Source organism: Novosphingobium sp., assembly GCF_027489515.1.
Taxonomy (GTDB): domain Bacteria; phylum Pseudomonadota; class Alphaproteobacteria; order Sphingomonadales; family Sphingomonadaceae; genus Novosphingobium.
The window spans coordinates 45,980-67,859 of sequence record NZ_JAIXZS010000020.1 but is presented as its reverse complement, the minus strand read 5'-3'; the positions used below and the strand labels follow the sequence as shown (position 1 = coordinate 67,859).

The 21,880-nt window shown below is 66.7% G+C and carries 21 protein-coding genes and 1 pseudogene; 6 read left to right on the top strand and 16 right to left on the bottom strand.

All coding sequences use genetic code 11. The annotated features are described in order from the left end of the window. Positions 1-101 (top strand): annotated as a pseudogene (locus Q0082_RS03405) (IS630 family transposase); the annotation flags it as partial. A 34-nt stretch (positions 102-135) separates the two neighbouring features. Here the strand turns inward: Q0082_RS03405 and Q0082_RS03400 are convergent. Next, positions 136-651 (bottom strand): DUF192 domain-containing protein, encoded by a 516-nt coding sequence (locus tag Q0082_RS03400; RefSeq protein WP_298189906.1) that lies wholly within the window; start codon positions 649-651, stop codon positions 136-138. Then, on the bottom strand, positions 629-1,237 hold the full coding sequence (locus tag Q0082_RS03395) for a RecX family transcriptional regulator (RefSeq protein ID WP_298189897.1): 609 nt from the start codon (positions 1,235-1,237) through the stop codon (positions 629-631). The genes Q0082_RS03400 and Q0082_RS03395 overlap by 23 nt, the downstream gene beginning before the upstream one ends. 119 nt (positions 1,238-1,356) lie before the next feature. Between Q0082_RS03395 and Q0082_RS03390 the strand changes: the two genes are divergently transcribed. Continuing rightward, a complete protein-coding gene (locus tag Q0082_RS03390; RefSeq protein ID WP_298189894.1) occupies positions 1,357-3,114 on the top strand; it encodes a fatty acyl-AMP ligase in 1,758 nt (585 codons plus the stop codon). Further along, positions 3,111-3,476, top strand: a complete 366-nt coding sequence (locus tag Q0082_RS03385) for a hypothetical protein (protein WP_298189891.1) — start codon at positions 3,111-3,113, stop codon at positions 3,474-3,476. Before Q0082_RS03390 ends, Q0082_RS03385 begins: the two co-directional genes overlap by 4 nt. Before the next feature lie 10 nt (positions 3,477-3,486). Here Q0082_RS03385 and Q0082_RS03380 read toward each other — a convergent pair whose 3' ends face one another. Genes Q0082_RS03380 through Q0082_RS03370 form a run of 3 tightly spaced genes read right to left on the bottom strand, consistent with a single transcriptional unit; the run spans position 3,487 to position 5,778 of the window. Continuing rightward, positions 3,487-3,792 (bottom strand): polyhydroxyalkanoic acid system family protein, encoded by a 306-nt coding sequence (locus tag Q0082_RS03380; RefSeq protein ID WP_298189889.1) that lies wholly within the window; start codon positions 3,790-3,792, stop codon positions 3,487-3,489. Next, positions 3,792-4,565 (bottom strand): hypothetical protein, encoded by a 774-nt coding sequence (locus Q0082_RS03375; RefSeq protein ID WP_298189887.1) that lies wholly within the window; start codon positions 4,563-4,565, stop codon positions 3,792-3,794. The genes Q0082_RS03380 and Q0082_RS03375 overlap by 1 nt, the downstream gene beginning before the upstream one ends. Positions 4,566-4,572: 7 nt before the next feature. Next, positions 4,573-5,778 carry a toxic anion resistance protein gene (locus tag Q0082_RS03370; protein WP_298189905.1) on the bottom strand — a complete coding sequence of 402 codons (1,206 nt, stop codon included), beginning with the start codon at positions 5,776-5,778 and terminating at the stop codon, positions 4,573-4,575. A 160-nt stretch (positions 5,779-5,938) separates the two neighbouring features. On the opposite strand from Q0082_RS03370, the gene Q0082_RS03365 reads away from it, so the two are divergent. After that, the gene (locus Q0082_RS03365) at positions 5,939-6,670 is read left to right on the top strand and encodes an SDR family NAD(P)-dependent oxidoreductase (RefSeq protein WP_298189885.1); all 732 of its coding nucleotides are present in this window, start codon (positions 5,939-5,941) and stop codon (positions 6,668-6,670) included. Between the two features lie 133 nt (positions 6,671-6,803). On the opposite strand, the gene recQ is transcribed toward Q0082_RS03365, so the two are convergent. From recQ to Q0082_RS03330, 7 genes are all read right to left on the bottom strand, one after another. Beyond that, complete coding sequence (recQ, locus tag Q0082_RS03360; protein WP_298189883.1) at positions 6,804-8,597, bottom strand: DNA helicase RecQ; 1,794 nt, start codon at positions 8,595-8,597, stop codon at positions 6,804-6,806. 69 nt (positions 8,598-8,666) lie between these two features. After that, positions 8,667-9,866, bottom strand: a complete 1,200-nt coding sequence (locus Q0082_RS03355) for a serine hydrolase (protein WP_298189881.1) — start codon at positions 9,864-9,866, stop codon at positions 8,667-8,669. Beyond that, the gene (locus Q0082_RS03350; RefSeq protein WP_298189878.1) at positions 9,863-11,059 is read right to left on the bottom strand and encodes a cation:proton antiporter; all 1,197 of its coding nucleotides are present in this window, start codon (positions 11,057-11,059) and stop codon (positions 9,863-9,865) included. Before Q0082_RS03350 ends, Q0082_RS03355 begins: the two co-directional genes overlap by 4 nt. A 113-nt stretch (positions 11,060-11,172) precedes the next feature. Next, on the bottom strand, positions 11,173-13,821 hold the full coding sequence (gene metH, locus Q0082_RS03345; RefSeq protein WP_298189876.1) for a methionine synthase: 2,649 nt from the start codon (positions 13,819-13,821) through the stop codon (positions 11,173-11,175). Between the two features lie 115 nt (positions 13,822-13,936). After that, a complete protein-coding gene (locus Q0082_RS03340) occupies positions 13,937-14,995 on the bottom strand; it encodes a homocysteine S-methyltransferase family protein (protein ID WP_298189874.1) in 1,059 nt (352 codons plus the stop codon). Then, positions 14,992-15,933, bottom strand: coding sequence for a methylenetetrahydrofolate reductase [NAD(P)H] (gene metF / locus Q0082_RS03335; protein ID WP_298189872.1), 942 nt, complete (start codon positions 15,931-15,933; stop codon positions 14,992-14,994). Before metF ends, Q0082_RS03340 begins: the two co-directional genes overlap by 4 nt. Further along, a complete protein-coding gene (locus tag Q0082_RS03330) occupies positions 15,930-16,922 on the bottom strand; it encodes a metalloregulator ArsR/SmtB family transcription factor (RefSeq protein WP_298189869.1) in 993 nt (330 codons plus the stop codon). The genes metF and Q0082_RS03330 overlap by 4 nt, the downstream gene beginning before the upstream one ends. 195 nt (positions 16,923-17,117) lie before the next feature. Between Q0082_RS03330 and Q0082_RS03325 the strand changes: the two genes are divergently transcribed. Beyond that, complete coding sequence (locus Q0082_RS03325; protein WP_298189866.1) at positions 17,118-17,426, top strand: hypothetical protein; 309 nt, start codon at positions 17,118-17,120, stop codon at positions 17,424-17,426. Continuing rightward, on the top strand, positions 17,426-17,683 hold the full coding sequence (locus tag Q0082_RS03320) for a hypothetical protein (protein WP_298189863.1): 258 nt from the start codon (positions 17,426-17,428) through the stop codon (positions 17,681-17,683). Before Q0082_RS03325 ends, Q0082_RS03320 begins: the two co-directional genes overlap by 1 nt. Here the strand turns inward: Q0082_RS03320 and arfB are convergent. Genes arfB through pabB form a run of 4 tightly spaced genes read right to left on the bottom strand, consistent with a single transcriptional unit; the run spans position 17,680 to position 21,764 of the window. Continuing rightward, positions 17,680-18,093 (bottom strand): alternative ribosome rescue aminoacyl-tRNA hydrolase ArfB, encoded by a 414-nt coding sequence (gene arfB, locus Q0082_RS03315; RefSeq protein WP_298189861.1) that lies wholly within the window; start codon positions 18,091-18,093, stop codon positions 17,680-17,682. The two genes, Q0082_RS03320 and arfB, sit on opposite strands and share 4 nt — an antisense overlap. Further along, positions 18,075-18,776 carry an RluA family pseudouridine synthase gene (locus tag Q0082_RS03310; RefSeq protein ID WP_298189859.1) on the bottom strand — a complete coding sequence of 234 codons (702 nt, stop codon included), beginning with the start codon at positions 18,774-18,776 and terminating at the stop codon, positions 18,075-18,077. Before Q0082_RS03310 ends, arfB begins: the two co-directional genes overlap by 19 nt. 10 nt (positions 18,777-18,786) lie before the next feature. After that, a complete protein-coding gene (locus Q0082_RS03305) occupies positions 18,787-19,962 on the bottom strand; it encodes a pyridoxal phosphate-dependent aminotransferase (protein ID WP_298189857.1) in 1,176 nt (391 codons plus the stop codon). Continuing rightward, positions 19,959-21,764, bottom strand: coding sequence for an aminodeoxychorismate synthase component I (pabB, locus tag Q0082_RS03300; protein ID WP_298189855.1), 1,806 nt, complete (start codon positions 21,762-21,764; stop codon positions 19,959-19,961). The genes Q0082_RS03305 and pabB overlap by 4 nt, the downstream gene beginning before the upstream one ends. Between the last annotated feature and the right edge of the window lie 116 nt (positions 21,765-21,880).

The window sequence follows — 21,880 nt, the reverse complement described above, 5'->3', positions numbered from 1 at the left end:
CAGTCGATGCCCTGTGGAAGGCCGTCGGATCAATCTGCGAACTCTACCATCCAGACGAATGCTGGAACTACCTCAAGGCAGCAGGATACGTTGCAGATTAAACGCACGACGCTCTAGCGGAACAAACAGCGCGTCTCACCAGCTGACGGTATCGCCCGGCTTCAGCCCGATCTGCGCAGCGCGCCCGCCGATGAGTTCAAGCACGCCCGCCGCATCGCCATCGGAAGGCAGCGGCGAAAGATCATAGGGCACCGCGTTCGCGGCGACATTGAGCACCTTGTGATCCGCACCGATGAAGATGATGTCGAGCGGGATGACGGTATTCTTCATCCAGAACGCGGTGCGCCGGGGCGGGTCCATCGGAAAGATCATGCCTTCGTCCGCGCCCATCACCGAGCGGAACATCAGGCCGCGCTCCTGCTCCCCCGGCGTCGAGGCGACTTCGACCTTGAACACATGCGGCCCGCTGGCGGTCGTGACGGTAAGCGGCACGACCGTGAGGCCCGAAACCGGATGGACCGCAAGCTGCGCCGAGGGCGTCGCCGTCGCCGCTTGCTGCGCGCTGGTCGATCCCGCAGCGAGCGGCGAACAGCCAACCGCGGCAATCAGCAGCGCGAGGCTGGCGGCCCTATTCCAGAGCGTCTTCGGCATATTCATCGGCCCATTCCTCTAGGTCACTGAGATCGCGCGCATCCATCACCCGGCGCACGTGGTCAAGCCCGTGCCCCGCGCGAAGATAGGCCGCGAGATGCTTGCGGCGCATGGCAGGATCAAGACAGCGCTCAGCTGAATAAGGCCAGAACCGCTTGCGCCGGGCAAAGGCGAGCACGGCATGGCGGCGCTCTGTCTCGCTTCCCCGCGCGGCGGCGCGCAGCGGTTCTGCAATGCCGTCGTGGTTCAGCGTCTCGTCGATCCGCCGCGCACCATAGCCGCGGCGGCGCAGGCCATCGCCCTTGGCGGCGGCATAGGCGGCATCATCGACATAGCGGCGCTCAGCCATGCGCGCGACGACCGCTGCCACATCGGGCGGGCTCCCCTCCGCCCAGCCGCGCTCTCGCAGCTTGCGGCGCAAGTAGTCGGCAAGACGCCCGGAACTCGTCGCAAAGCGCGCCACATACGTCAGCGCCAGCGCATCGAGCGCGGCGCTATCGAGCGGTGGTGGCGGGGTTCTCTGCCGCTTTCCTCCGACTCGGCCCGGCGCTTGCCCGGAACTGGTGCCAGTGGTTCGTGGCGACATGCCACATTCGTGCCACAGTCCCGCGTAAATGGGAACCTCCCGCATCTGTTCGCGGGGACAGAACAGGCCAATTGGGCCCCATTCGAGATCAACCCAAGAACCATAAAACGGGGTAACGCATGACTGTCCTGGACGCCGCCGCGAAAGCCGCGCTGGTTCCGACGCCCAACGATGACGGGCGCCCGCGTCGGTTCGCCGATTTCACCACCTTCTGCGAAGCGCTTGATTTTGCAGCAGATGGCCCTTGCGGCCTCAATTTTCACGATGCACGCGGCACCCTCGTCCGTGTCTATCCCTATGCCGAGCTGCGCAGCGATGCGCTGGTCGCGGCGCGGCGGCTTATCGCGATGGGCGTGCAGCCGGGTGACCGGATTGCCCTGATCGCCGAGACAGGTCCCGATTTTGCCGCGCTGTTCTGCGGCGCGATGTACGCCGGTGCCTGGCCGGTACCACTGCCGCTGCCCACCAGCTTCGGCGGCAAGGAGAACTACATCGACCAGCTTTCGGTGCAGATCACCAGCTCCGATCCCGCGATGCTGCTCTATCCGGACGAGATCGCCGCAATCTGCGCCGCTGCGGCGGAGCGCTGCGGCTGCAAGGGCCTGACCTGGCAGGAATTCGCCGATGCCGTAGAGCCCGCCGACACCGCGCTGCCGACGCCCGATCCGGACGCGATTTCCTATCTCCAGTATTCGAGCGGCTCGACCCGCTTTCCCCATGGCGTGGCGGTGACGCATCGCGCGCTGCTGGCGAATCTTTCCGGGCACTCGCACGGCATGAAGTTCCAGCCCGGCGACCGCGCGATCAGCTGGCTGCCGTGGTACCATGACATGGGCCTCGTCGGCTGCTTCCTCTCGCTGATCGCCAATCAGGTTTCGGCCGATTACCTCAAGACCGAGGATTTCGCGCGCCGTCCGCTGGCGTGGCTCGATCTGATCAGCCGCAACAAGGGCACCTCGATGTCCTATTCGCCGACCTTCGGTTATGACATCTGCGCGCGCCGCATCTCCAGCCAGAGCAACGTGGCCGAACGCTTCGACCTCTCGCGCTGGCGGATTGCAGGCAACGGCGCGGACATGATCCGGCCCGACGTGATGCAGAGCTTCGTCAATGCCTTTGCCGATGCCGGCTTCAAGGCGAACGCCTTCCTGCCGAGCTACGGCCTTGCCGAGGCGACGCTGGCGGTCACGCTGATGCCGCCGGGTGAAGGCATCCGGGTCGAGCTGGTCGAGGAAGAGCGCCTTTCGGGCTCGCCTCGGGATCTGTCCCGGCCTGCCCGCTACCGCGCGATCGTCAATTGCGGCAAGCCGGTGCGCGGCATGGACGTCGAAGTGCGCGGCGAGCATGGCGAGCCCCTCGCCCACCATCACATCGGCAAGGTGTGGTGCCGCGGCAGCTCGGTCATGCATTCCTACTTCCGCGATCCCGAAGCGACCGAAGCCTGCATGGTGGACGGCTGGCTCGACACCGGCGACATGGGCTACCTCAACGAAGAGGGCTACCTGTTCATCGTCGGCCGCGCCAAGGACATGATCATCATCAACGGCAAGAACCACTGGCCGCAGGATATCGAGTGGGCGGTGGAGCAGCTGCCAGGCTTCCACCAAGGCGATATCGCCGCGTTCTCGGTGGAGACCGAAAGCGGCGAGGAAACCCCGGCGGTTCTCGTCCACTGCCGCGTGTCTGACCCCGAGGAGCGCGTGAAGCTGCGCGATGCGATCCGCGAGAAGGTGCGCGCGATCACCGGCATGAACTGCGTGATCGAGCTGGTGCCGCCGCGCACGCTGCCGCGCACCAGCTCGGGCAAGCTCAGCCGCGCGAAGGCGAAGAAGCTGTACCTCGCGGGTGAGATCGAACCCTACAGCCTGGCGGCGTGAGCGCGACCGCCGGGCCTGCACCGGACCGCCTGATCTTCATCTACAACGCCAATGGCGGGCTGGTGCAGATGGCGCTCGATTCGCTGCACAAGACGCTATCGCCCTCGACGTACCCGTGCAGCCTTTGCGCGGTGACGTACGGTTCGCTGCGGATAGACCCGAAGTGGCGGAAGTGGCTCGCGGGACTACCGATGCCGGTGGTATTCCAGCACAAGGACGATACGCCGCACAAGGGCATCCCGCTTCCGGCGGTCCTGCGCGAACGCGGCGGCATTGTCGAAGTCCTGATCGACGCACCGACGCTCGACAGTCTCGGCACGCTCGATGCGCTGATTGCAGAAATGGAAGCGCGCCTCGCCTGAGACCCGCTGGTCAGCCGACCAGCTTCTCACCCTTTTCGCGCACCGCTGCTTCGATCATCCGCCGCGCAAAGCCGGCGCCGGCGGGAATCTCGACCTCGAAATCAAGCGTGCTCGCTGTGATCGTTGCCGTGCAGGGGATGGTGTAGCCCATCGCGCTCACCATCAAGGCCAGCGTGTCCGCATCGGTCCACGTCATCTCGACCGTGGCGAGGCTGCCGAGCATGCCCTTGGCCTTGTCCTCGGCATCGCCGAGCCGCGCGGCCACTCGGCGGCGCAGCTCGTCCTTGCCGAGGCTGTGGGGGATCGAGATACGCATTAGCTTTCGGTCTTGTTCGGTGCGGCCAGCTGCGGGGCGGCCTGCTCCAGTCCGTCACCATACTTGTAATCGAGGAACCGCCCGCGCACGGCCAGGGCATCAAGATCGCCCGCTGCCAGCTGCCGCGTTACCGCGTCGATTTCCTGGCTGATCTTGCCGAGCCCATCGGTCAGTTGCTGATCGGCACTCCGTCCGTCGCGTGTCTCGCGGCGCAGGTTTGCAGGAATGCGGCGATAGCTTTCGACCATGCCGGGCAAGTGCTCGCCCACCAGCTTGCGCACTTCGGTGACGGCAGGTTCAGCCGGATCGACGCCTTCGAGCTGGAGGCCAAGGCCATCCAGCTGCACGCCAATCTGATCGATGAGGCCCACGGCTGGCGCGGGCAGCGCGGGGCGCTGCGCTTCCAGCCAGAGCTCGGTGCGCGCCACCATCGAGCGCACGTCGCCGCGGTTGAGCATGCCGAGTTCCGGCACCTTCATGCGAGGATAGGTCCCGAGCACGGCAAGCGCTGCGACCATGGCAAGGAACGTCACGACGATCCCGGTGAAGCCGATGCCATCGATCACCAGCCCTGTCACCAGCGCGCCGAGCAGGATCGCCATGACCGCAAAGGCCATGCGCGCAGCCTTGCGCAGCATGTGGAGGCGCTTCAGTTCGGCCGAACGCCGCCCGATCGACTTGCCGCCCACACGGCGCCCGCCCGCCTGCTGGCGCTGCAGGCTGGCGCGCGCTTCGGCAAGGATGCGGCTGCTCTCGCTCGCGGTTTCCGCCATCGTGACCTCAGCCTTCGAGGCTCAGCAGTGGCGAGGTTGCATCGCCTTCCAACTTTGCCTGCGCCTGACCTTCGGCGCGCGCGATGTAGCCCTTGGACTTCTCGACCTCGCCCGAAAGCGTGTCGACCGTCTGCTTCATCGCATCGAGCGCCTTCAGCTTGAACGTATCGATCGTGTCCATCGTCTCATAGATGTTCTGGAACGCGCGCTGCAGCGTCTCCAGCGGGATCGTGCTCGAGGCGGCCATCTCGTGGATCTTGCCGGTCTGTTCGCGAAGCAGCTTGCCGGTGGAATCGATGATGTTCGCGGTCGTCGTGTTGAGCGCGGTGATCTGCGAAAGCACCAGCCGCTGGTTGGTCATCGCCTGCGCGACGGTGACGGCGGTGCGCAGCGCGGCGACCGTCGTGGTCCCGGCCCGGTCCACGCCCTTGACCAGTTCGACGTTGTTCTTCTTGACCAGATCGAGCGCGAGGTAGCCCTGCACCGTGACGGCCATCTGCGTCAGCAAGTCCTGCGTGCGCTGGCGGGTATAGAACAGCGCAGTCTCGCGGATTGCCTTGGCCTTGGCGGGATCGGTGTGGTCGAGATCGTTCGCGGCGTCTTCCAGCTTCTGATCGAGCACCTTGGAGATGTGGATCATCTGCTCGAGGTTGCCCATCGCTTCCCACAGCTTGGAGCGCTCGACGTCAATCGCGGCGTTGTCCATGAGGAGCTCGTCCTTGCCCGAGGCGAGCCGATCGAGGATCGCCTTGATGTGGCCTTGCGAGGACTGGTAGCTGTCGAAATAGGTCTTGAGCTTGTTGCCGAAGGGGATGATGCCGAGGATCTTGCGCGGTCCGGAAAGCTTACCCTGCCGGCCGGGATCGAGTTCCTCCACCGTACGGCGCAGCGCGGCAAGATCGGCACCGACGCCCGAATCCTTGTCCATCGCGCGGACTGGCCGGTCGAGGAAGCGGTTAGACATGCCCGCCGCCTGCGCGATCTCCTTGCGGCCCATGTTGGAAAGCTGATCGACGCGCTTGCCGAATTCGGGGCTGGCCGCATCCTGCGCAACGAGATCGGCCACGAATGCCTCTGCGCGCGCCTCGAGCTTCGACTTGGTCTCGTCCGCCACCGGGACGAGGCCGGCTGCCTGCGTGGGTGCGACCACCGGCACGGGATCGGGCGGCGTGAGGGTGATGGGCGATGCAGTATCGGTCGATTGGCTGGCCATGGCGTCGTGTCTCACTCCCGCCCCCGAGACAATCGGCGGGCGCTTGTTCCAGCAATGTGGCGTGCCCATCGTCGCTTCGCAAGCTGTATTGTCAATATAATACAGCACCTGCCCTTCGGACCTGCTCGACAGCAAGGGGCCAAGCGCGCAATCCCGCGCCATGAACAGTCCCTCCTCTCTCCTGCGTTGCGCGGTATTCGGCGCCTCGGGCGGCATTGGCGGCGCCTTGGCGGCGGCGCTGGCCGAGCGGGCGGATGTTGCCGAAGTCCATGCCGGATCACGCCGGGGCGCGGGGCCAGGCGGCGGCAAGCTGCGCCCGTTCGCGTTCGACCTGCAGGACGAAGTCAGCATCGCGGATGCCTGCGCCGCGATGGGCGGACCGCTCGACATGGTGCTGATCGCGACAGGCCGCCTGACCCGCGCGGACGGAACCGGCCCCGAGAAATCATACCGCGCCCTGAGCGCCGATGGCATGGCCGAGCTGTTTGCGGTGAACACGATCGGCCCCGCCCTGATCGCGAAGCACGCGTTGCCGCTGCTGCGCCGCGATGGCCGCGCGGTGTTCGCCGCGCTTTCCGCGCGCGTGGGTTCGATTTCGGACAACCGGCTGGGCGGCTGGCATGCCTACCGCGCGAGCAAGGCAGCGCTCAACATGCTGGTCAGGAACCTCGCACTGGAACTCGCGCGGACGCACCCGCAGGCCGTTGCGGTGACGTTGCATCCCGGCACGGTCGACAGCGCGCTTTCGGCCCCCTTCCAGCGCGGGGTGGCGGCGGAGAAGCTGTTCACGCCTGCGTTTTCGGCAGGGGCGCTGCTGGGAGTGCTGGACGGGTTGACGCCAGCGGATAGCGGGGGACTGTTCGCATGGGATGGGGCAGAAATCCCGTTCTAAATCTTGCCCTCGTCATTGCGAGGAGCGTTGCGACGAAGCAATCCAGAGCGGTTGTGCATGCCGCTCTGGATTGCTTCGCTTCGCTCGCAAAGACGAAGTTTTTGGGTGTTGGGCGGGACGTTGAGGCGGCGCCTCAGAACCCGCGGATCACCTCGATAAACCGGTCCCCATACCCCTCCAGCTTGCGCGCGCCGACGCCGCCGATGGCGCCGAGTTCCTGCAGCGAGCCGGGCCGCCGCGCCGCCATGTCGCGCAGCACGGAATCGTGGAAGATCACGTAGGGCGGGACTCCGGCTTCCTGTGCGAGTTCGCGGCGCAAGGCGCGCAGGGCCTCGAACAGAGGATCGCCGATCGGATTGGGTTCGCCCTCGGCGCCGCGGCGGCGGCGACCGCTGCGCTCGGCCTTGGGCGCGACGACGAGATCGAGCCGCCCCTCGCCCTTGAGCAACGCGCGGGCATCTCCGCCCAGCATGAAGCCGCCATGTTCGTTGGTGACAAGCGTGCCGCGTGCCTGCAGCGCGCGGGCCACGGGGCGCAAGAGTGGCGCCTCATCGCCGGGAACGATGCCGAAGACCGAGAGCTGATCGTGGCCGCGATCGGTGACGCGTTCGTCCGCCGCGCCGGTGAGCACCTTTTCAAGATAGCCGAGGCCGAACATCTGCCCGGTGCGGTAGACGGCAGACAGCAGTTTGCGCGCAAGCTGCGTCGCGTCCGTCACCCCTGGCGCGTGGAGGCAGTTGTCGCAATTGCCGCAGGTCTCGGGCGGGTCCTCACCGAAGTGGCGCAGGAGCACGGCGCGGCGGCAGCCGGCGGTTTCGACAAGGCCGGCCAGCGCATCGAGGCGCGCGCGCTCGCTGGCCTGGCGGTGTTCCTCGACCTCACCGATGCGCATCCGGGCGCGGGCAAAATCGTCGGCACCCCAGAGCATGAGCGCAACGGCATCGTCTCCGTCGCGGCCAGCGCGGCCGGTTTCCTGATAGTAGCCCTCGATCGATTTGGGCAGGCCCGCGTGGGCGACGAAGCGGACATCCGGCTTGTCGATTCCCATGCCGAAAGCGATTGTCGCGACCATCACCATGTCTTCGCTGGCGACGAAGGCGGCCTGATTGGCGGCGCGTTGTTCGGAGGGCAAGCCCGCGTGATAGGGCAGCACGCGGCGCCCGCCCTCGGCCAGTTGGGCGGCCAGCTTTTCGACCCCGTTGCGTGTCGGCGCATAGACAATGCCCGGGCCGCGCTGCTCGGCGAGCAAGGCTTTGAGCTGGCGCAGCGCGTTGTCGCGCGGGGCGATGCGGTAGCGGATGTTGGGCCGGTCGAACCCGGCGATGATCAGGCCATCATCGGCGATGCCTAGCTGGGCGAGGATATCGGCCCGGGTGTGGCGGTCTGCCGTAGCAGTCAGCGCAAGGCGCGGGACATGCGCGAAACTGTCGAGCAATGGGCGCAGCAGGCGGTAATCGGGGCGAAAATCGTGGCCCCATTCGGAAACGCAGTGTGCCTCGTCGATGGCGAAGAGCGCGATGGGGGCGCGGCCGAGCAGTTCGCGGAAATAGGGCTGGCTGGCGCGTTCGGGGGCGACATAGAGCAGATCGAGCTCGCCATTGCGAAAGCGGTCAATGGTCTGCTCACGGTCCTGATCGACGCTGGTGAGCGCAGCGGCGGCAAGGCCGTTGGCATTGGCCGCGCGCAGCTGATCATGCATCAGCGCGATGAGCGGCGAGACCACCACGCAAGTGCCCGGCAGCATCGCGGCGGGCAATTGGTAGGTGAGCGATTTGCCCGCGCCGGTGGGCATCACTGCGAGGGTAGACTGGCCGGCCAGCACGCGGCTGACGACCTGTTCCTGCACGCCGCGAAACGCGCTGAAGCCGAAGATGCGTGCCAGCGCAGATCGGGCGTCTTCCAAGGCTTCGGAGCTGAGCGTGATCACCGGGCTGCCATGGCAGATCGGGCGCCTTAAGGAAAAGCCCTATTGGCACCGCGCCGGATTATCCCCGGCTTATCGCCCGCGCACGCGCGCCAGAACGCCTTCCTCCGCCGCCGTGAAAGCGCTGGTCCCTCTGGCAGCATTGTCCGGCACTGCCGTCGTGAAAAAGGCGACGCCGCGGCCGGTGTTCGGATCGAGCCAGAGGCCGGAGCGCAGGCCATAGGCCTCGCCGGGGTGGCCGAGGCGCGGAATGCCATCGCCGAAGGGATCGTCGTTGCAGCCGGGGCCCTCGTTGCCGATCAGCTGGACAGCCAGGCCATAGGCGCAGAAGAACCCGTCTGGCTCGCCGTTCTCACCGACGCCGTTGTGCCCGTTGAAGCGCCAGACAGGCGTGACAAGCGCGGCAAAGCTTTCCGGAGACAGAAAGCCTTCCCCGCCGCGCGCGAGCATCCGGCCGATGCGCGCAAGGTCTGTCATGGAAATGCGCAGGCCGCCCTGGGGCGAGAACAGCGCGCCATTCCAACCGGGTGTGTAGCCAGCAAGATCGCACGGCTTGCCATCTGGCACCACGACGGGACAGGCGGGCAGAACCCCGCGCAGATCATCGCGCGCCACGCTGCCGTCGGCGCGGTAGAGCACCACCGCACTCGCTGCTGCAACGCCGTTGCATCCCGACCAGTTGTAGCAGGCGGAAAGCCCGAGCGGGACCAGCACGAGCTTGCGCATCAGGTGGTCGAAACGCTCTCCGGTCGAGGCTTCCAATACCGAGGCGACAACGGGGAAATTGAGGTTGGTATAGTGGAACCAATCGTCGCCGGGACCGTGGGCAGGATCCCAGGCACGCGGATCGGCGAGGCGCTGGCGGATCGTTTCGCCCAGCGGGATGATGTAGTCCGCGTCGTCGGTGAGGCCGGAGCGATGCGAGAGGAGCTGGCGCAGCGTGATCGGCCGGTCCGGGAACGCAGGATGCCGCAGCCGCCAGCCCAGATAGTCCGAAACGTCGCGGTCGAGATCGAGCACGCCGGCATCGACCAGCCGCATGACACCGAGCGCGGTGACGAGCTTCGAGACAGAGGCGATGCGGACCGGATCATCGGCGGTGACGGCGCGGCCACCGGTCTGGTCCGCAGTCCCCTCGACCACAACAGGGCGGATCGTCTGCCGATCGAACACCACCGCGACGGTGGTGGGGAAGACCACCGGGCTCTGCGCCTGAGCCGCCGTGGCGGCGAGCAGGAAGAATGCCGCAATCAGGCGCCGCGCAGCCTTCATTCCTGCGCTGGCCCGAGGCCGAGCCTGGCAAGGCGCGGGCGCACATTGGGCACGGTCAGCATTGTGCTGGCGACGGCCATCAGCAGCATCGCCGTGAAGGTTTCCGCAGTGATGATCTGCTTGTCGAGCAGGACGTTGACGAAGATGATCATGATCAGCGCCTTGGTCTGGAGCATCCAGCCGATGACCGAAGCCTCGCCCTTGGCCCAGCCGAGAATGCGCCCCGCAAGGTGAACGCCCGCCAGCTTGCCGACGACCGCCGCGAAGAGGAACAGCGCTGCGGCACCGAACACGGCGGCACCGCCGACGCCCCAATTCGTGCGCAGGCCGGTCGAGAGGAAGAAGACGGGCATGACCGCCAGCAGGAGGAAGCTGCGGAAGCCATCGAGCCGCTCGCGGCTGTACCACTTCGCATCGAGCACGGCGCCCGCAAGGAAGGCACCAACCATGAAATGGAGACCCGACCAGTCTGCCGCAAAGCCGCAAGCAGAGAGCCAGACGAGACTGACGTACCAGCGGTCGTTCTCTTCGATCCGCGACACCAGCTTCCGAAGGACCCACGCGGCAACCGCGAAACCGGCGAGGAACAGGCCCTGCCGGCCGACGCGCTCCCAATCGAGCAGGATCAGCGCCAGCACGCCCCAGATCAGCACGTCATCGAGGCTGGCATAGCGCAGCAGGCGCTGGCCGAAGGGGGTGCGGAAGATTTCCAGCTTTTCCATCAGCAAGACAAGAATGGGGAGCGCCGTGACTGCGCAGGCCATGCCGATGCCGAGAACCGCCTGACCGTAATTGCCCTTGGGGCCGATCCAGCCGGGCTCCTGCAACAGAACCGCCGCCGCGCCCGCGCCGAGCAGCAGTGGGAAGATCAGTGCGCAGCCGGCGGTGATCGTCGTCTCGCGCCAGTTCTCGACCGCATCGCCAAGATCGAGTTCCAGCCCCGCAGCGAATACGAACATCATGACCGCCCACCACGCCACACCGTTGAGCGCGCCGATGACCTGCGGGTTGAACACGAAGCTGTAGTAGGCGGGAAACGCCGCGCCGAGCACGCCGGGGCCGAGGATGATGCCTCCGACGATCTGGACGACCACGAGCGGGGCATAGTGGTCGGTCCGCAGCAAGCGCCAGAAGGCATAGGGTACGGCGAGGATGATCGTCAGCGCGATCAGGAAAATCTCGGACGTGCTCATCGTCGGCATTGGCTTGGATACCTCCCCTATATCCTTTTGCCCCTGGATTGGCCGCTTCTAGCCAAGTGCCAAGCGAAATACGATTGCACCAAAGGAACGGGCCGGATTGCGCCTCAATCCAGATTGGGCCGCAGCCAGCGCTCGGTGGTGGCAAGATCGAAGCCGCGGCGGCCGGCGTAGTCTTCCACCTGATCGCGGCCGATGCGGGCGACGCCGAAGTACTCGCTTTCGGGGTGCGCGAAATAGAAGCCCGAGACGGCGGCGGTGGGGAGCATGGCCTGCGATTCGGTCAGCGTGATCCCGGTGTTTTCGGTCGCGTTCAGAAGACCGAACAGGATCGGCTTCAAGGTGTGATCAGGGCAAGCCGGGTAGCCGGGCGCGGGGCGGATGCCGCGGTACTGTTCCTTGATCAGCGCTTCATTGGTCAGCTGCTCGCCCGGCGCATAGGCCCAGAGCGTGGTGCGCACGTGCTGGTGCAGGCGTTCGGCAAAGGCTTCTGCGAAACGGTCGGCAAGTGCCTTCAGGAGAATGTCGTTGTAATCGTCGTGCGCGGCCTGGAAGCGGGCAAGGTGCGGCTCGATGCCGTGGATGCCGACCGCGAAGCCGCCGAGCCAATCGCCCTGCGGATCGATGAAATCGGCAAGGCACATGTTCTTCCGGTCGCGGCTTTTGCGGATCTGCTGGCGCAGGAAAGGGATGCGCACGTGGCGCTCTTCCTCGGGGAGGTAAAGCACGACATCGTCCTCCTCGCGGTGGCAGGGCCAGAAGCCCGCAACGCCCTTTGCGGTGAACCACTTCTCGGCGATGATCTGCTCGAGCATCTTCTGCGCATCAGCAAACAGGCTGCGGGCGCTTTCGCCGACGATCTCGTCATCGAGAATGGCCGGGTAATTGCCGGCCAGCTCCCACGCGCGGAAGAACGGGGTCCAGTCAATGCATTCGGCGAGGTCCGCGAGATCCCATTCGGGGAAGACGTGGAGCCCTGGCTGTTCGGGCGGCGGCGCCTTTTCCGAAAGGTCCGGCGCATAGGCATTGGCGCGCGCGTCGGCGAGGCTGAGGAGGACCGAGGCTTCCTTGCCGGCGCGCAGATCGCGCACGTGCTGGTAGTCACCCGCGGTCGCCTCGACGAAGCCGTCGCGCTGGGTGTCCGACAGCAGCTGGCTGGCGACGCCGACAGCGCGGCTGGCATCGAGCACGTGGACGACCGGGCCTTCATAGGCGGGATCGATGCGCAGCGCGGTGTGGACCTTGCTGGTGGTCGCGCCGCCGATGAGCAGCGGAATGTTGAACCCGGCGCGCTGCATTTCCTCGGCCACCGTCACCATCTCGTCGAGCGAAGGGGTGATGAGACCCGAGAGGCCGATCATGTCGACATCCTCGGCCTTGGCGACTTCGAGGATCTTCGACCACGGCACCATGACGCCGAGATCGATCACTTCGTAGCCGTTGCACTGGAGCACGACGCCGACAATGTTCTTGCCGATATCGTGGACGTCACCCTTCACGGTGGCCATGATGATCCGGCCCTTCGGGCGCGCGCCTTCTTCCTTTTCCGCCTCGATGTAGGGGATGAGGTGGGCGACGGCCTTCTTCATGACGCGGGCGGACTTGACCACTTGCGGCAGGAACATCTTGCCCGAGCCGAACAGGTCACCAACCGTGTTCATGCCCTGCATCAGCGGGCCTTCGATCACTTCGATCGGCCTGCCGCCGCGCGCGAAGATGGCGGCGCGGGCTTCCTCGGTGTCCTCGACGACGTACATGTCGATGCCCTTGACGAGCGCATGCTCGAGGCGGCGGACGACATCCCAGCCGCGCCATTCCTCGGCGGCCTTTTCGGCAAAGGCGTCTTTGCCCTTGTAGCTTTCGGCAAGTTCGATGAGCCGTTCGGTGGCGGTTTTCTCGCCGCCGGTGGCAGGCACGCGGTTGAGCACGACGTCCTCGCAGGCTTCGCGCAGCACGGGATCGATCTGGTCGTAGATATCAAGCTGGCCGGCGTTGACGATGGCCATGTCCATCCCCGCAGGGATCGCGTGGTAGAGGAACACCGAATGCATCGCGCGGCGGACCGTCTCGTTACCGCGGAACGAGAACGAGAGGTTGGAGAGACCGCCCGAGATGTGGACATGCGGGCAGCGGGCACGGATCTCGCGCGCGGCCTCGATGAAGTCGAGTGCGTAGCGGTCGTGCTCCTCGATGCCGGTGGCGACCGCAAATATGTTGGGATCGAAGATGATATCCTCGGCCGGGAAGCCGATGCCGAGGAGAAGATCGTAGGCGCGGCTGCAGATCTCGACCTTGCGCGCCTTGGTATCGGCCTGGCCCTTCTCGTCGAAAGCCATGACGACGACGGCGGCGCCATAATCCATGCACTTGCGCGCGGCGGCGAGGAAGGCTTCCTCGCCCTCCTTCATCGAGATCGAGTTGACGATGGGCTTGCCCGAGACGCACTTGAGCCCGGCTTCGATCACGTCCCACTTCGAGCTGTCTATCATCACCGGCACGCGGGCGATATCGGGTTCGGCGGCGATCAGCTTGAGGAACGTGGTCATGGCGTGGACCGCATCGAGCAGGCCCTCGTCCATGTTGACGTCGATGATCTGCGCGCCGTTCTCGACCTGCTGGCGCGCGACTTCGACGGCCTTGGTGTAGTCGCCCGCGAGGATCAGCTTCTTGAACGCAGCAGAGCCGGTGACATTGGTGCGTTCGCCGACGTTGACGAAGGAAGAGCCAGTGGGGCGGGTGGCAGTATCGGTGGTCATTTCTGCTTCCTGTTCCCCTCCCGCGTGCGGGAGGGGCTAGGGGAGGGTGTGTTCTGGTCGGGCGAGCGGCAACATGCCCTCCCCCGGCCCCTCCCGCGAGCGGGAGGGGAGATGGTCAGGCCATCACGAAGGGTTCGAGGCCAGCCAGCGCTGTGGCGGTCTGGTGCTGCGGCAGCTGGCGCGGGGGCAGGCCCTGCACCGAGCGGGCTATCGCAGCGATGTGCTCGGGCGTGGAGCCGCAGCAGCCGCCAAGCACATTGACCTGCCCGTGCTCGGCCCACTCGTGAACGAGGCCAGCAGTGGTGGCGGGGAGTTCGTCGTACTGGCCGAGTTCGTTGGGCAGGCCCGCGTTGGGGTAGACCATGATCAGGGTGTCCGCGATCTGCGAGAGCGCGCGGACATGGGGGCGCAGCTGGGCAGCGCCGAACGAGCAGTTGAGCCCGATGGTGACGGGGCGGGCGTGGCGGACGGCGTACCAGAAGGCCTCGACCGTGTGGCCTGAAAGGTTGCGACCCGAAAGATCTGTCAGCGTCATCGAGAGCATGATCGGCACTTCGCGGCCAAGCTGCTGCTCGAGATGGCGGACAGCCATGATCGCGGCCTTGGCGTTGAGCGTATCGAACACAGTTTCGACAAGGATGAAGTCTGCGCCGCCTTCGATCAGCGCTTCGGCCTGTTCGCGGTAGACTTCGACAAGGAAGTCCCAGTCGATCTCGCGGAAGCCCGGATCGTTGACATCGGGCGAGAGCGAGAGGGTCTTGTTGGTCGGACCGATGGCGCCAGCGACAAAGCGGGGGCGGCCGTCGTCCTCGGTGAACTCATCCGCGACGCGGCGGGCGAGCTTCGCGCTTTCGAGGTTGATTGCGCGCACGAGGTGTTCGGCGCCGTAATCGGCCTGGCTGATACGGTTGGCGGAGAAGGTGTTGGTCTCCGCAATGTCCGCACCCGCCGCGAAATAGGCGCGGTGGATCGATTCGGGCACATGCGGTGCCGTTAGCGCGAGGATGTCGTTGTTGCCCTTCTGATCGCGCGAGAAGCCGAGATTGCCGGCGTAATCGGCCTCGGTCAGCTTCCAGTTCTGGATCTCGGTGCCGAACGCGCCATCGGTGATGAGGATGCGCTTGCCGGCCTGCTCGAGCAGAGCGGTACGGGCAGCGGATGGAGTGATCGTCATGCAGCTTGCTCCAGCGGGGCGCGTTCGGGGCGCAGGCCGAGCAGGTGGCAGATCGCGTAGGACAGCTCGGCGCGGTTCAGCGTGTAAAAGTGGAAATCGCGCACGCCGCCCGCGTAGAGACGGCGGCAGAACTCGGCGCAGACGGTGGCGGCGACAAGCTGGCGCGAGGCGGGGTGATGATCGAGGCCTTCGAACAGGCCGTCCATCCACGCCGGGATCTGCGCGCCGCAGGCGGCGGCGAACTTGCGCGTCTGCGCGACGTTGGAGACGGGGAGGATGCCCGGAAGGACCGGGGCGGTGATCCCGGCGGCGGCCAGCCTGTCGCGGAAGCGGAAGAAGGTTTCGGGCTCGAAGAAGAACTGCGTGATCGCGCGGCTGGCCCCGGCATCGAGCTTGCGCTTGAGATTGTCGATATCGGCCTCGAGGCTCGGCGAATCCGGGTGCATCTCGGGATAAGCGGCGACCGAGATCTCGAACGGAGCGATGGCCTTGAGGCCTGCAACGAGTTCCGCCGCATTGGCATAGCCATCGGGATGCGGGGTGAACGGCACCCCTGGTGCGCCCATGTCACCGCGCAGCGCGACGATGTGGCGCACGCCGGCTTCCCAGTAACTCTCGGCGACGTCCCGGATCTCGGCCTTGCTCGCCTCGACGCAGGTGAGGTGCGCTGCAGCAGGGAGGCGCGCTTCCTTGATGATGCGCGAGACGGTGCCGTGGGTGCGATCGCGCGTCGATCCGCCTGCACCGTACGTCACCGAGACGAAGCTGGGGCGCAGCGGCGCGAGTGTCGTCACGACCTCCCAGAGTTGCTCCATCAGCGGATCGGTGCGCGGGGGGAAGAACTCGAACGAGACGCGGATATCGCCCGGAAGGCCCGCAAACAGCGGGGTATCGAGCGCAGTGCGCGCCTCGCGGAGCTGATCGAAGGTGGTGGTCATTGGGTTGCCAGCCTCGGGAATTCGGTCACGGTGGCACGCTCGCTGCGGCGCACACCGGTCCAGATCTTGACGATGAGTTCGTGCCCCGGAAGCGCGCGATCGCCGGCGGGGTCGAACCCGGCCGCAGTGAGCAGGCCCGCGATCTGCGCGTCGGAGAAACCGAGCCGCGCGTGGGCGTGGGCGGTGCGCAGCTCCTCGCGGTCGTGCGGGGCGAAATCGACGATAACGACGCGCCCGCCCGGCGCGGTGACGCGCGCGGCCTCCGCCAGCACGGCTTGCGGAGCGAAGGCATAGTGCAGGACCTGGTGGAACAGAACTGTGTCGAAGCCCGCATCCGGGAACGGCAACTGCGCGAAATCGCCCTGGACCAGCGTGACGTGGCCGGCGGGCAAGTGCTGCAGCCGGGTGCGCGCAAGGCGGAGCATTTCAGGGCTCTTGTCGAGCCCGGTAAGGTGGCTGGCGCGATCCGCGAACAGCTCGGCGATGCGCCCGGTGCCGGTACCGACATCGAGGAGGCGGCCGATCTGGCCGGCAAGCATCTCACCGAGCGCGGCTTCGACCGGGCCATCGGCGATGTGGAGGCTGCGCAGTTCGTCCCACTGCGCGGCGTGGCGCGCGAAGTAGTCCGCCGCGCTGGCTTCGCGCGCGGAGCGGATCACGCCGAGGTGCTGACGGTCCTCGGCGCACTGGGCTCCGAAGCCGGGATCGGCAGCTTCTGCGCTGACGAGGACGCGGGCGAGTGCGGTGCCGAGGGTATCAGGCGAGCCGGCTTCGCTGACGGCAGCACGCAGGAACACCCAGCCGCCCTCGCGGCGGCGCTCGGCAAGGCCGGCATCGCAGAGGATCTTGATGTGGCGGGAGACGCGCGGCTGGCTTTGGCCGAGAACTTGCGCAAGTTCACCCACAGCGAGTTCCATGCTGGCAAGCAGCCGCATGATCCTCAGCCGGGTGGGGTCGGCCAGTGCGCGCAGGGCTTCGAGAACGGACATGGGAACCTCATATAAAGCATTCTTTATATGATGCAAGTCGTATAAAGATTTCCTTATATGGCATAACAGTCCGGGCACAACCTTCCGGATCGGCGGTTTGAGGTTTGCCTTGACGGGGAGCGCGCTTTAGAACGCGCCGGCGCAGCGGCCCCGCGCCGCCTCGATGCACCATCCAGACCTGTTCGAGGGACACCCATGACCAAGACCATCCAGATCAAGCGCCTCGCCACCGTGCTGGCCTGCGCCGCCGCATTCGCGCTGAGCGCCTGCGGCAAGACTGACGACGCTTCGGCCGGCGCGACCGCCGACAACGTCGAGATGCCCGCCGACGAACTGCCCTCGGCCGAGCCTTCGGCTGCTGCCCCTGCGCCTGCCGCCGATGCCTCGCAGGCCGCGATGAGCGCCGAGGACGCAGCCAAGAGCGCGGCGGACAGCGCCGTCTCGGCTGCCGAGGAAGCCAAGGCCGCCGCAGCAGCCGCTGCCGAAGAGCAGAAGCCTCAGTAATGACCGGCGCGGGGAGCCTGCGTGCGGCGCTAGCCGCTGCGGCGCTGCTCCCCGCAGCCCTGTGCCTCAGCGGCTGTCAGAAGGACACCGATCCGGGCCCCGGCGGCGTGACCGTCGGCGAAGCCCGCGCGCTCGATGAGGCAGCGGAAATGCTGCAGAATCGCCCTGCCCCGCCGCTGGTGGACGCGACCGTGCCCGCGGATCTTACCGCCCCGCCCGCCTCCGCCGCAGCGGATGGCGCCAGCGCGAAGCCCTAGTCCAGCCGGACTTTGCCGCGGCCGGCCTTGATGGCGCTGCGGTTCTTCTTGCCTGCCAGACGTTCGGTCTTGCCGACGCGGTTGAGCCGCGTTTTTGCGCGTCGTGCGGGGAGCGTCGCGGCCTCGCGCAGCAGGTCGGCAAGCCGATTCCTCGCATCCTCGCGGTTCTGTTCCTGCGTACGGTAGCTGCGCGCGGTCATCACGATCTCGCCGCGCGCGGTCATCTTGCTGCCGGCGAGTTCCTTGAGGCGGTGAAACACTTGCGGCTCGAGGCGCAGCGCGAAAACATCGAGGCGTATCTGTACTGCCGTCGCCACCTTGTTGACGTTCTGCCCGCCGGGCCCTGCCGAGGCGATGAAGCTCTCCTCGATCAGGCCAAGCGCGCGTTCGATCAGGGCGTCGGTGGACATGGGTCAGCCTCAGGCTCAACTTCCGCGAACCCGAGCGCTGCGAAATCGGCCGGGAGCGGCGCGCTTGCGGCAATCGGCGCCTTGCCTTCGCGCGGCACGGTGAGCGCGGCGGCGTGAAGCATGGTGCGCCGGGCGCCCGTCGTTACATCGGCGCCGCTGCCATAGACCGGATCACCGAGCAGCGCGGCACCGAGGCCCGCAAGCGCATGAATGCGGATCTGGTGGGTGCGGCCGGTTTCTGGGCGGAACTCGACCAGCGTCATTCCTTCCTTGCGATCGAGCACGCGCCAGTGCGTGATGGCAGGCTTGCCCGCGCGCGCAGCGATCATCCGCCAGCCCTTTTCCGCACTGCTGATCTTGGAGAGATTGAGGGCGATGGTGCCATCGTCATCCGCGACCGGCCCGGCGACGACACCGAGATAGACCTTCTCGACCTGCCGCGCTTCAAACGCCGCGGCGAAGCGCTTGTGCGCCTTGGCGTTGCGCGCGAGGAGCAGGCAGCCCGAGGTATCCTGATCAAGCCGGTGAACCGCGAGCGGCAAGCGCTGGAACCCGAGGCGCAGGGCATCGAGATAGTTTTCGAGGCTGGTGCCCCCGGCGCGGGGCCGATCAATCGGCAGGCCGGCGGGCTTGTCGATGACGAGCGCCTCGGCGTCCTCAAACAGGATGGGAAGCGTGATCATTGCGCCATTGTCATTTCAGGGCCTTGGCGATGCGGGAGAGAGCTTCGGCAAGGCGGGCATCGTCTGCCGCAAAGCTGATGCGGAAACCATCCTGCCCGCCGAAGGCCGAGGCCGCGACGACCGCGACGCCGTGATCGAGGAGATGCAGCGCCAGCGCCTCGTCATCGCCGAAGCGCGCCATCAGCGGGCCGGCATCGACCAGGCAATAGAACGCACCATCGGGGCTAGGCGTGGCGAGGCCGGGCACGGCATTGAGCGCCGCAACAGCCACATCGCGGCGGACACGGAAGCGCTCGCGCCAATCGAGCAGGAAATCCTGCGGGCCGGTGAAGGCGGCAACGGCAGCGGCCTGGCTGATCGAGCAGGGATTGCCAGAAGCATGCGACTGGAGCCTGGCCATCGCGCCGATCAACCATTGCGGCCCGGCCGAGACACCGATGCGGAAGCCGGTCATTGCGTGGCTTTTGGATACGCCGGAGACGGTCAGCACACGGTCCGCGAGATCGGGGCAGACGACCGCGAGCGTGGCATGGGCGCCTTCGGTATAGCGCAAGGGCGCGTAGATATCGTCGCTGAGGACAAGGACCTGCGGGTGGCGGCGCAGGACTTCGCCGAGCGCGGCGAGGTCATCGGCAGAATAGACCGCGCCAGTGGGATTGCCGGGACTGTTGAGCAGCAGCCAGCGGGTGCGCGGCGTTATCGCGGCGGCCAGTTGGTCGGCGCTGATGCGGTAGCCGGTCTGCGGCGTGGTCGGGATCGCGACGGGTTCGGCCCCGGCGAAGCGGACGATCTCGGGGTAGCTGACCCACCACGGCGCGGGGATCAGGACCTCGTCGCCCGGACCGGCGGTCGCGGCGATGGCTAGGAAGATCGCTTGCTTGCCGCCCGCGCTGACGATCACTTGCGAGGACGGCACATGGATGCCGAGATCGCGGGCGAAATGCAGGGCCGCCGCGTCGCGCAGCGCGGCGGTGCCGGGGACGGCGGTGTAGCGCGTATCGCCCGCATCAAGCGCGGCTTTGGCGGCAGCGATCACGTGCGGCGGCGTGGGGAAATCGGGCTCGCCCACCGAAAGCGAGATGATGTCGTGCCCTTCGGCACGCAGCGCGATGGCGCGGTCGGTCATCACTGTGGTGCGCGAGGCGGAAATGCGCTGAAGCGCGGCGCTGAAATGGGCCTCGCTCATGCGCCGAGCAGCTTTGCCGGCATCAGGCCACGCAGGGCGTTGCCGATGAAGAAGCCGGATTCGAGATCGTTCATGGTTACATCGCCTTCGACCGCGCGGCCGCTATCGAGAAGGCTGCGGCGCAGCACGCCGGGGAGGAGGCCGAGCGCGGCGGGAGGCGTGACCAGCAGGTCACCGCGGGTGACGAAAAGACTTGTGAAGCTGCCTTCGGTCAGCCGGCCATCATCGCGCAGGAGCAGCGCTTCGTGTGCCCCGGCGGCCTTGGCGGCGCGCAAGGCGTCTTCGTAGAAATGGCGGTCGCTCGTTTTGTGGCGCAGGCGCCAATCGCCCTCGGCCACCGGGAGCGGGAGGACCGCGCAGATCGCGGGACCGGGCAAGGCGGGCGGCATCGGGGCCGCCTCGAGCGCATGGGCACCGCTTTTCGAGACGAGCAGCCGGACGCGCGAGGGCGCATCGAGATCGAAACAGAGCACATGGATCGCATTGCGCAGCGCATGGCGATCGAATGCGAAGCCGAGCTCGGCGGCGCTCGTCTTCATGCGTTCAAGGTGCAGTTCGAGCAGCGCAATGCCGTGGGCGGGATCGAACGCCATCGTCTCGATCAGATCGGCGCTGCTGGCCCCCAGACGCAAGACATCCCCTTTCACCAGGCATTCGCGCCATTCCGGAAGAGCCGCCGAGTCCGCAACGACTGCGGAGCCGACCCCCATTGTGGCGCGCCCCCGGCCTGCCCCCGGATAATCGGGCAGCAGCCGCACCGTACGGATTGCCACATTGAAGGCAGCCTCACCAGTGCCTTGCGTTTCCGCGACATCGATCCGCCCGATCGCTCCGCAGTAAAGCCCGCGCGCATCGCGCTCGACCTCATCGATCAGTTCCATCGCCCGGATCTTCGGCGCGCCGGTAATCGAGCCGCAGGGGAAGATGGCGCGCAGCAGATCGCGCGCGTCCGCACCGGGCTGGAGCCGGGCGTGGACCGTCGTCACCATCTGGTGGACGGTCGGATAGGTCTCGACCGCGAAGGGCGCCGCCACCCGCACGCTGCCGGGCTCGGCCACGCGCGAGAGATCGTTGCGCATGAGGTCGACGATCATCAGGTTCTCGGCGAGATCCTTGACGCTGGAGGCGAGCGCGGCCTTGAACCGGGCGTCTTCCTCTGCCGTGCGGCCGCGCGGGGCGGTGCCCTTCATCGGACGGACTTCGGCGCGGCCCTCTTCGAGCGTGAAGAACAGCTCGGGCGAGACCGAGAGGTGCCAGTGCGCGCCGTCCCAGATCACCGCGCCATAGCCGGAGCGGGCATCGCCGCGCAGCGCGCGGTAGATCGCAAGCGGATCGCCTTCCCACGCGCCGCCAAGTTCGAAGGTATAGTTCGCCTGATAGATATCGCCTGCGGCAATCGCCGATTTCAGGCTGTTGAACCCTTTCGCATAGCCGCCGGGCGAGACCTGAGGATCGAGTGGGCCAAGCCGGCCGCGCCCTTCGATCGCGGCATCGAGCCAGGCTTGCGCCTCGGCCTCGGTCATGCTCCGCATTTCGGCAAAGCGTGCGAACCACACCAGCGGGCCTGCCGCGCCGGTGCGCGCGGTAAGCAGGGCTTCAAGACGCGGTTCGAGGGCAAGGCCTGCCTCGTAGGCGATCATCCCTGCCCAGTGCCCCGGCGCCGCGCCGATGCGGGCAAGCGCCGCTTCCACTTCATCCGGCCGGCGCGCGACGACGATCTCTTGCGGCGCGGTATAAAGCCGCGCCGGGCCTGCCCCTTCTTCGCGGGCATCGTCGAGCAGGATGAAGGGCGCCTGTGTCATGCTGGTCGGCGGCCTTTAGCGGCGGACTGATCCGGATGCAAAAAGCGCTTTCCTACGCTTTCATTCCGGAGGACAAGAATTGCGGGATCAGGTTCTAACCGGAACACAGGCGGAAA

What these genes read in the sequence shown, in the direction of transcription:
- Q0082_RS03400 (WP_298189906.1), bottom strand. Translation starts at nt 651, where the DNA reads ATGCCGAAGACGCTCTGGAATAGGGCCGCCAGCCTCGCGCTGCTGATT.
- Q0082_RS03395 (WP_298189897.1), bottom strand. Translation starts at nt 1,237, where the DNA reads ATGTCGCCACGAACCACTGGCACCAGTTCCGGGCAAGCGCCGGGCCGA.
- Q0082_RS03390 (WP_298189894.1), top strand. Translation starts at nt 1,357, where the DNA reads ATGACTGTCCTGGACGCCGCCGCGAAAGCCGCGCTGGTTCCGACGCCC.
- Q0082_RS03380 (WP_298189889.1), bottom strand. Translation starts at nt 3,792, where the DNA reads ATGCGTATCTCGATCCCCCACAGCCTCGGCAAGGACGAGCTGCGCCGC.
- Q0082_RS03375 (WP_298189887.1), bottom strand. Translation starts at nt 4,565, where the DNA reads ATGGCGGAAACCGCGAGCGAGAGCAGCCGCATCCTTGCCGAAGCGCGC.
- Q0082_RS03370 (WP_298189905.1), bottom strand. Translation starts at nt 5,778, where the DNA reads ATGGCCAGCCAATCGACCGATACTGCATCGCCCATCACCCTCACGCCG.
- Q0082_RS03365 (WP_298189885.1), top strand. Translation starts at nt 5,939, where the DNA reads ATGAACAGTCCCTCCTCTCTCCTGCGTTGCGCGGTATTCGGCGCCTCG.
- Q0082_RS03355 (WP_298189881.1), bottom strand. Translation starts at nt 9,866, where the DNA reads ATGAAGGCTGCGCGGCGCCTGATTGCGGCATTCTTCCTGCTCGCCGCC.
- Q0082_RS03350 (WP_298189878.1), bottom strand. Translation starts at nt 11,059, where the DNA reads ATGAGCACGTCCGAGATTTTCCTGATCGCGCTGACGATCATCCTCGCC.
- metH (WP_298189876.1), bottom strand. Translation starts at nt 13,821, where the DNA reads ATGACCACCGATACTGCCACCCGCCCCACTGGCTCTTCCTTCGTCAAC.
- Q0082_RS03340 (WP_298189874.1), bottom strand. Translation starts at nt 14,995, where the DNA reads ATGACGATCACTCCATCCGCTGCCCGTACCGCTCTGCTCGAGCAGGCC.
- metF (WP_298189872.1), bottom strand. Translation starts at nt 15,933, where the DNA reads ATGACCACCACCTTCGATCAGCTCCGCGAGGCGCGCACTGCGCTCGAT.
- Q0082_RS03330 (WP_298189869.1), bottom strand. Translation starts at nt 16,922, where the DNA reads ATGTCCGTTCTCGAAGCCCTGCGCGCACTGGCCGACCCCACCCGGCTG.
- Q0082_RS03325 (WP_298189866.1), top strand. Translation starts at nt 17,118, where the DNA reads ATGACCAAGACCATCCAGATCAAGCGCCTCGCCACCGTGCTGGCCTGC.
- Q0082_RS03320 (WP_298189863.1), top strand. Translation starts at nt 17,426, where the DNA reads ATGACCGGCGCGGGGAGCCTGCGTGCGGCGCTAGCCGCTGCGGCGCTG.
- arfB (WP_298189861.1), bottom strand. Translation starts at nt 18,093, where the DNA reads ATGTCCACCGACGCCCTGATCGAACGCGCGCTTGGCCTGATCGAGGAG.
- Q0082_RS03310 (WP_298189859.1), bottom strand. Translation starts at nt 18,776, where the DNA reads ATGATCACGCTTCCCATCCTGTTTGAGGACGCCGAGGCGCTCGTCATC.
- Q0082_RS03305 (WP_298189857.1), bottom strand. Translation starts at nt 19,962, where the DNA reads ATGAGCGAGGCCCATTTCAGCGCCGCGCTTCAGCGCATTTCCGCCTCG.
- pabB (WP_298189855.1), bottom strand. Translation starts at nt 21,764, where the DNA reads ATGACACAGGCGCCCTTCATCCTGCTCGACGATGCCCGCGAAGAAGGG.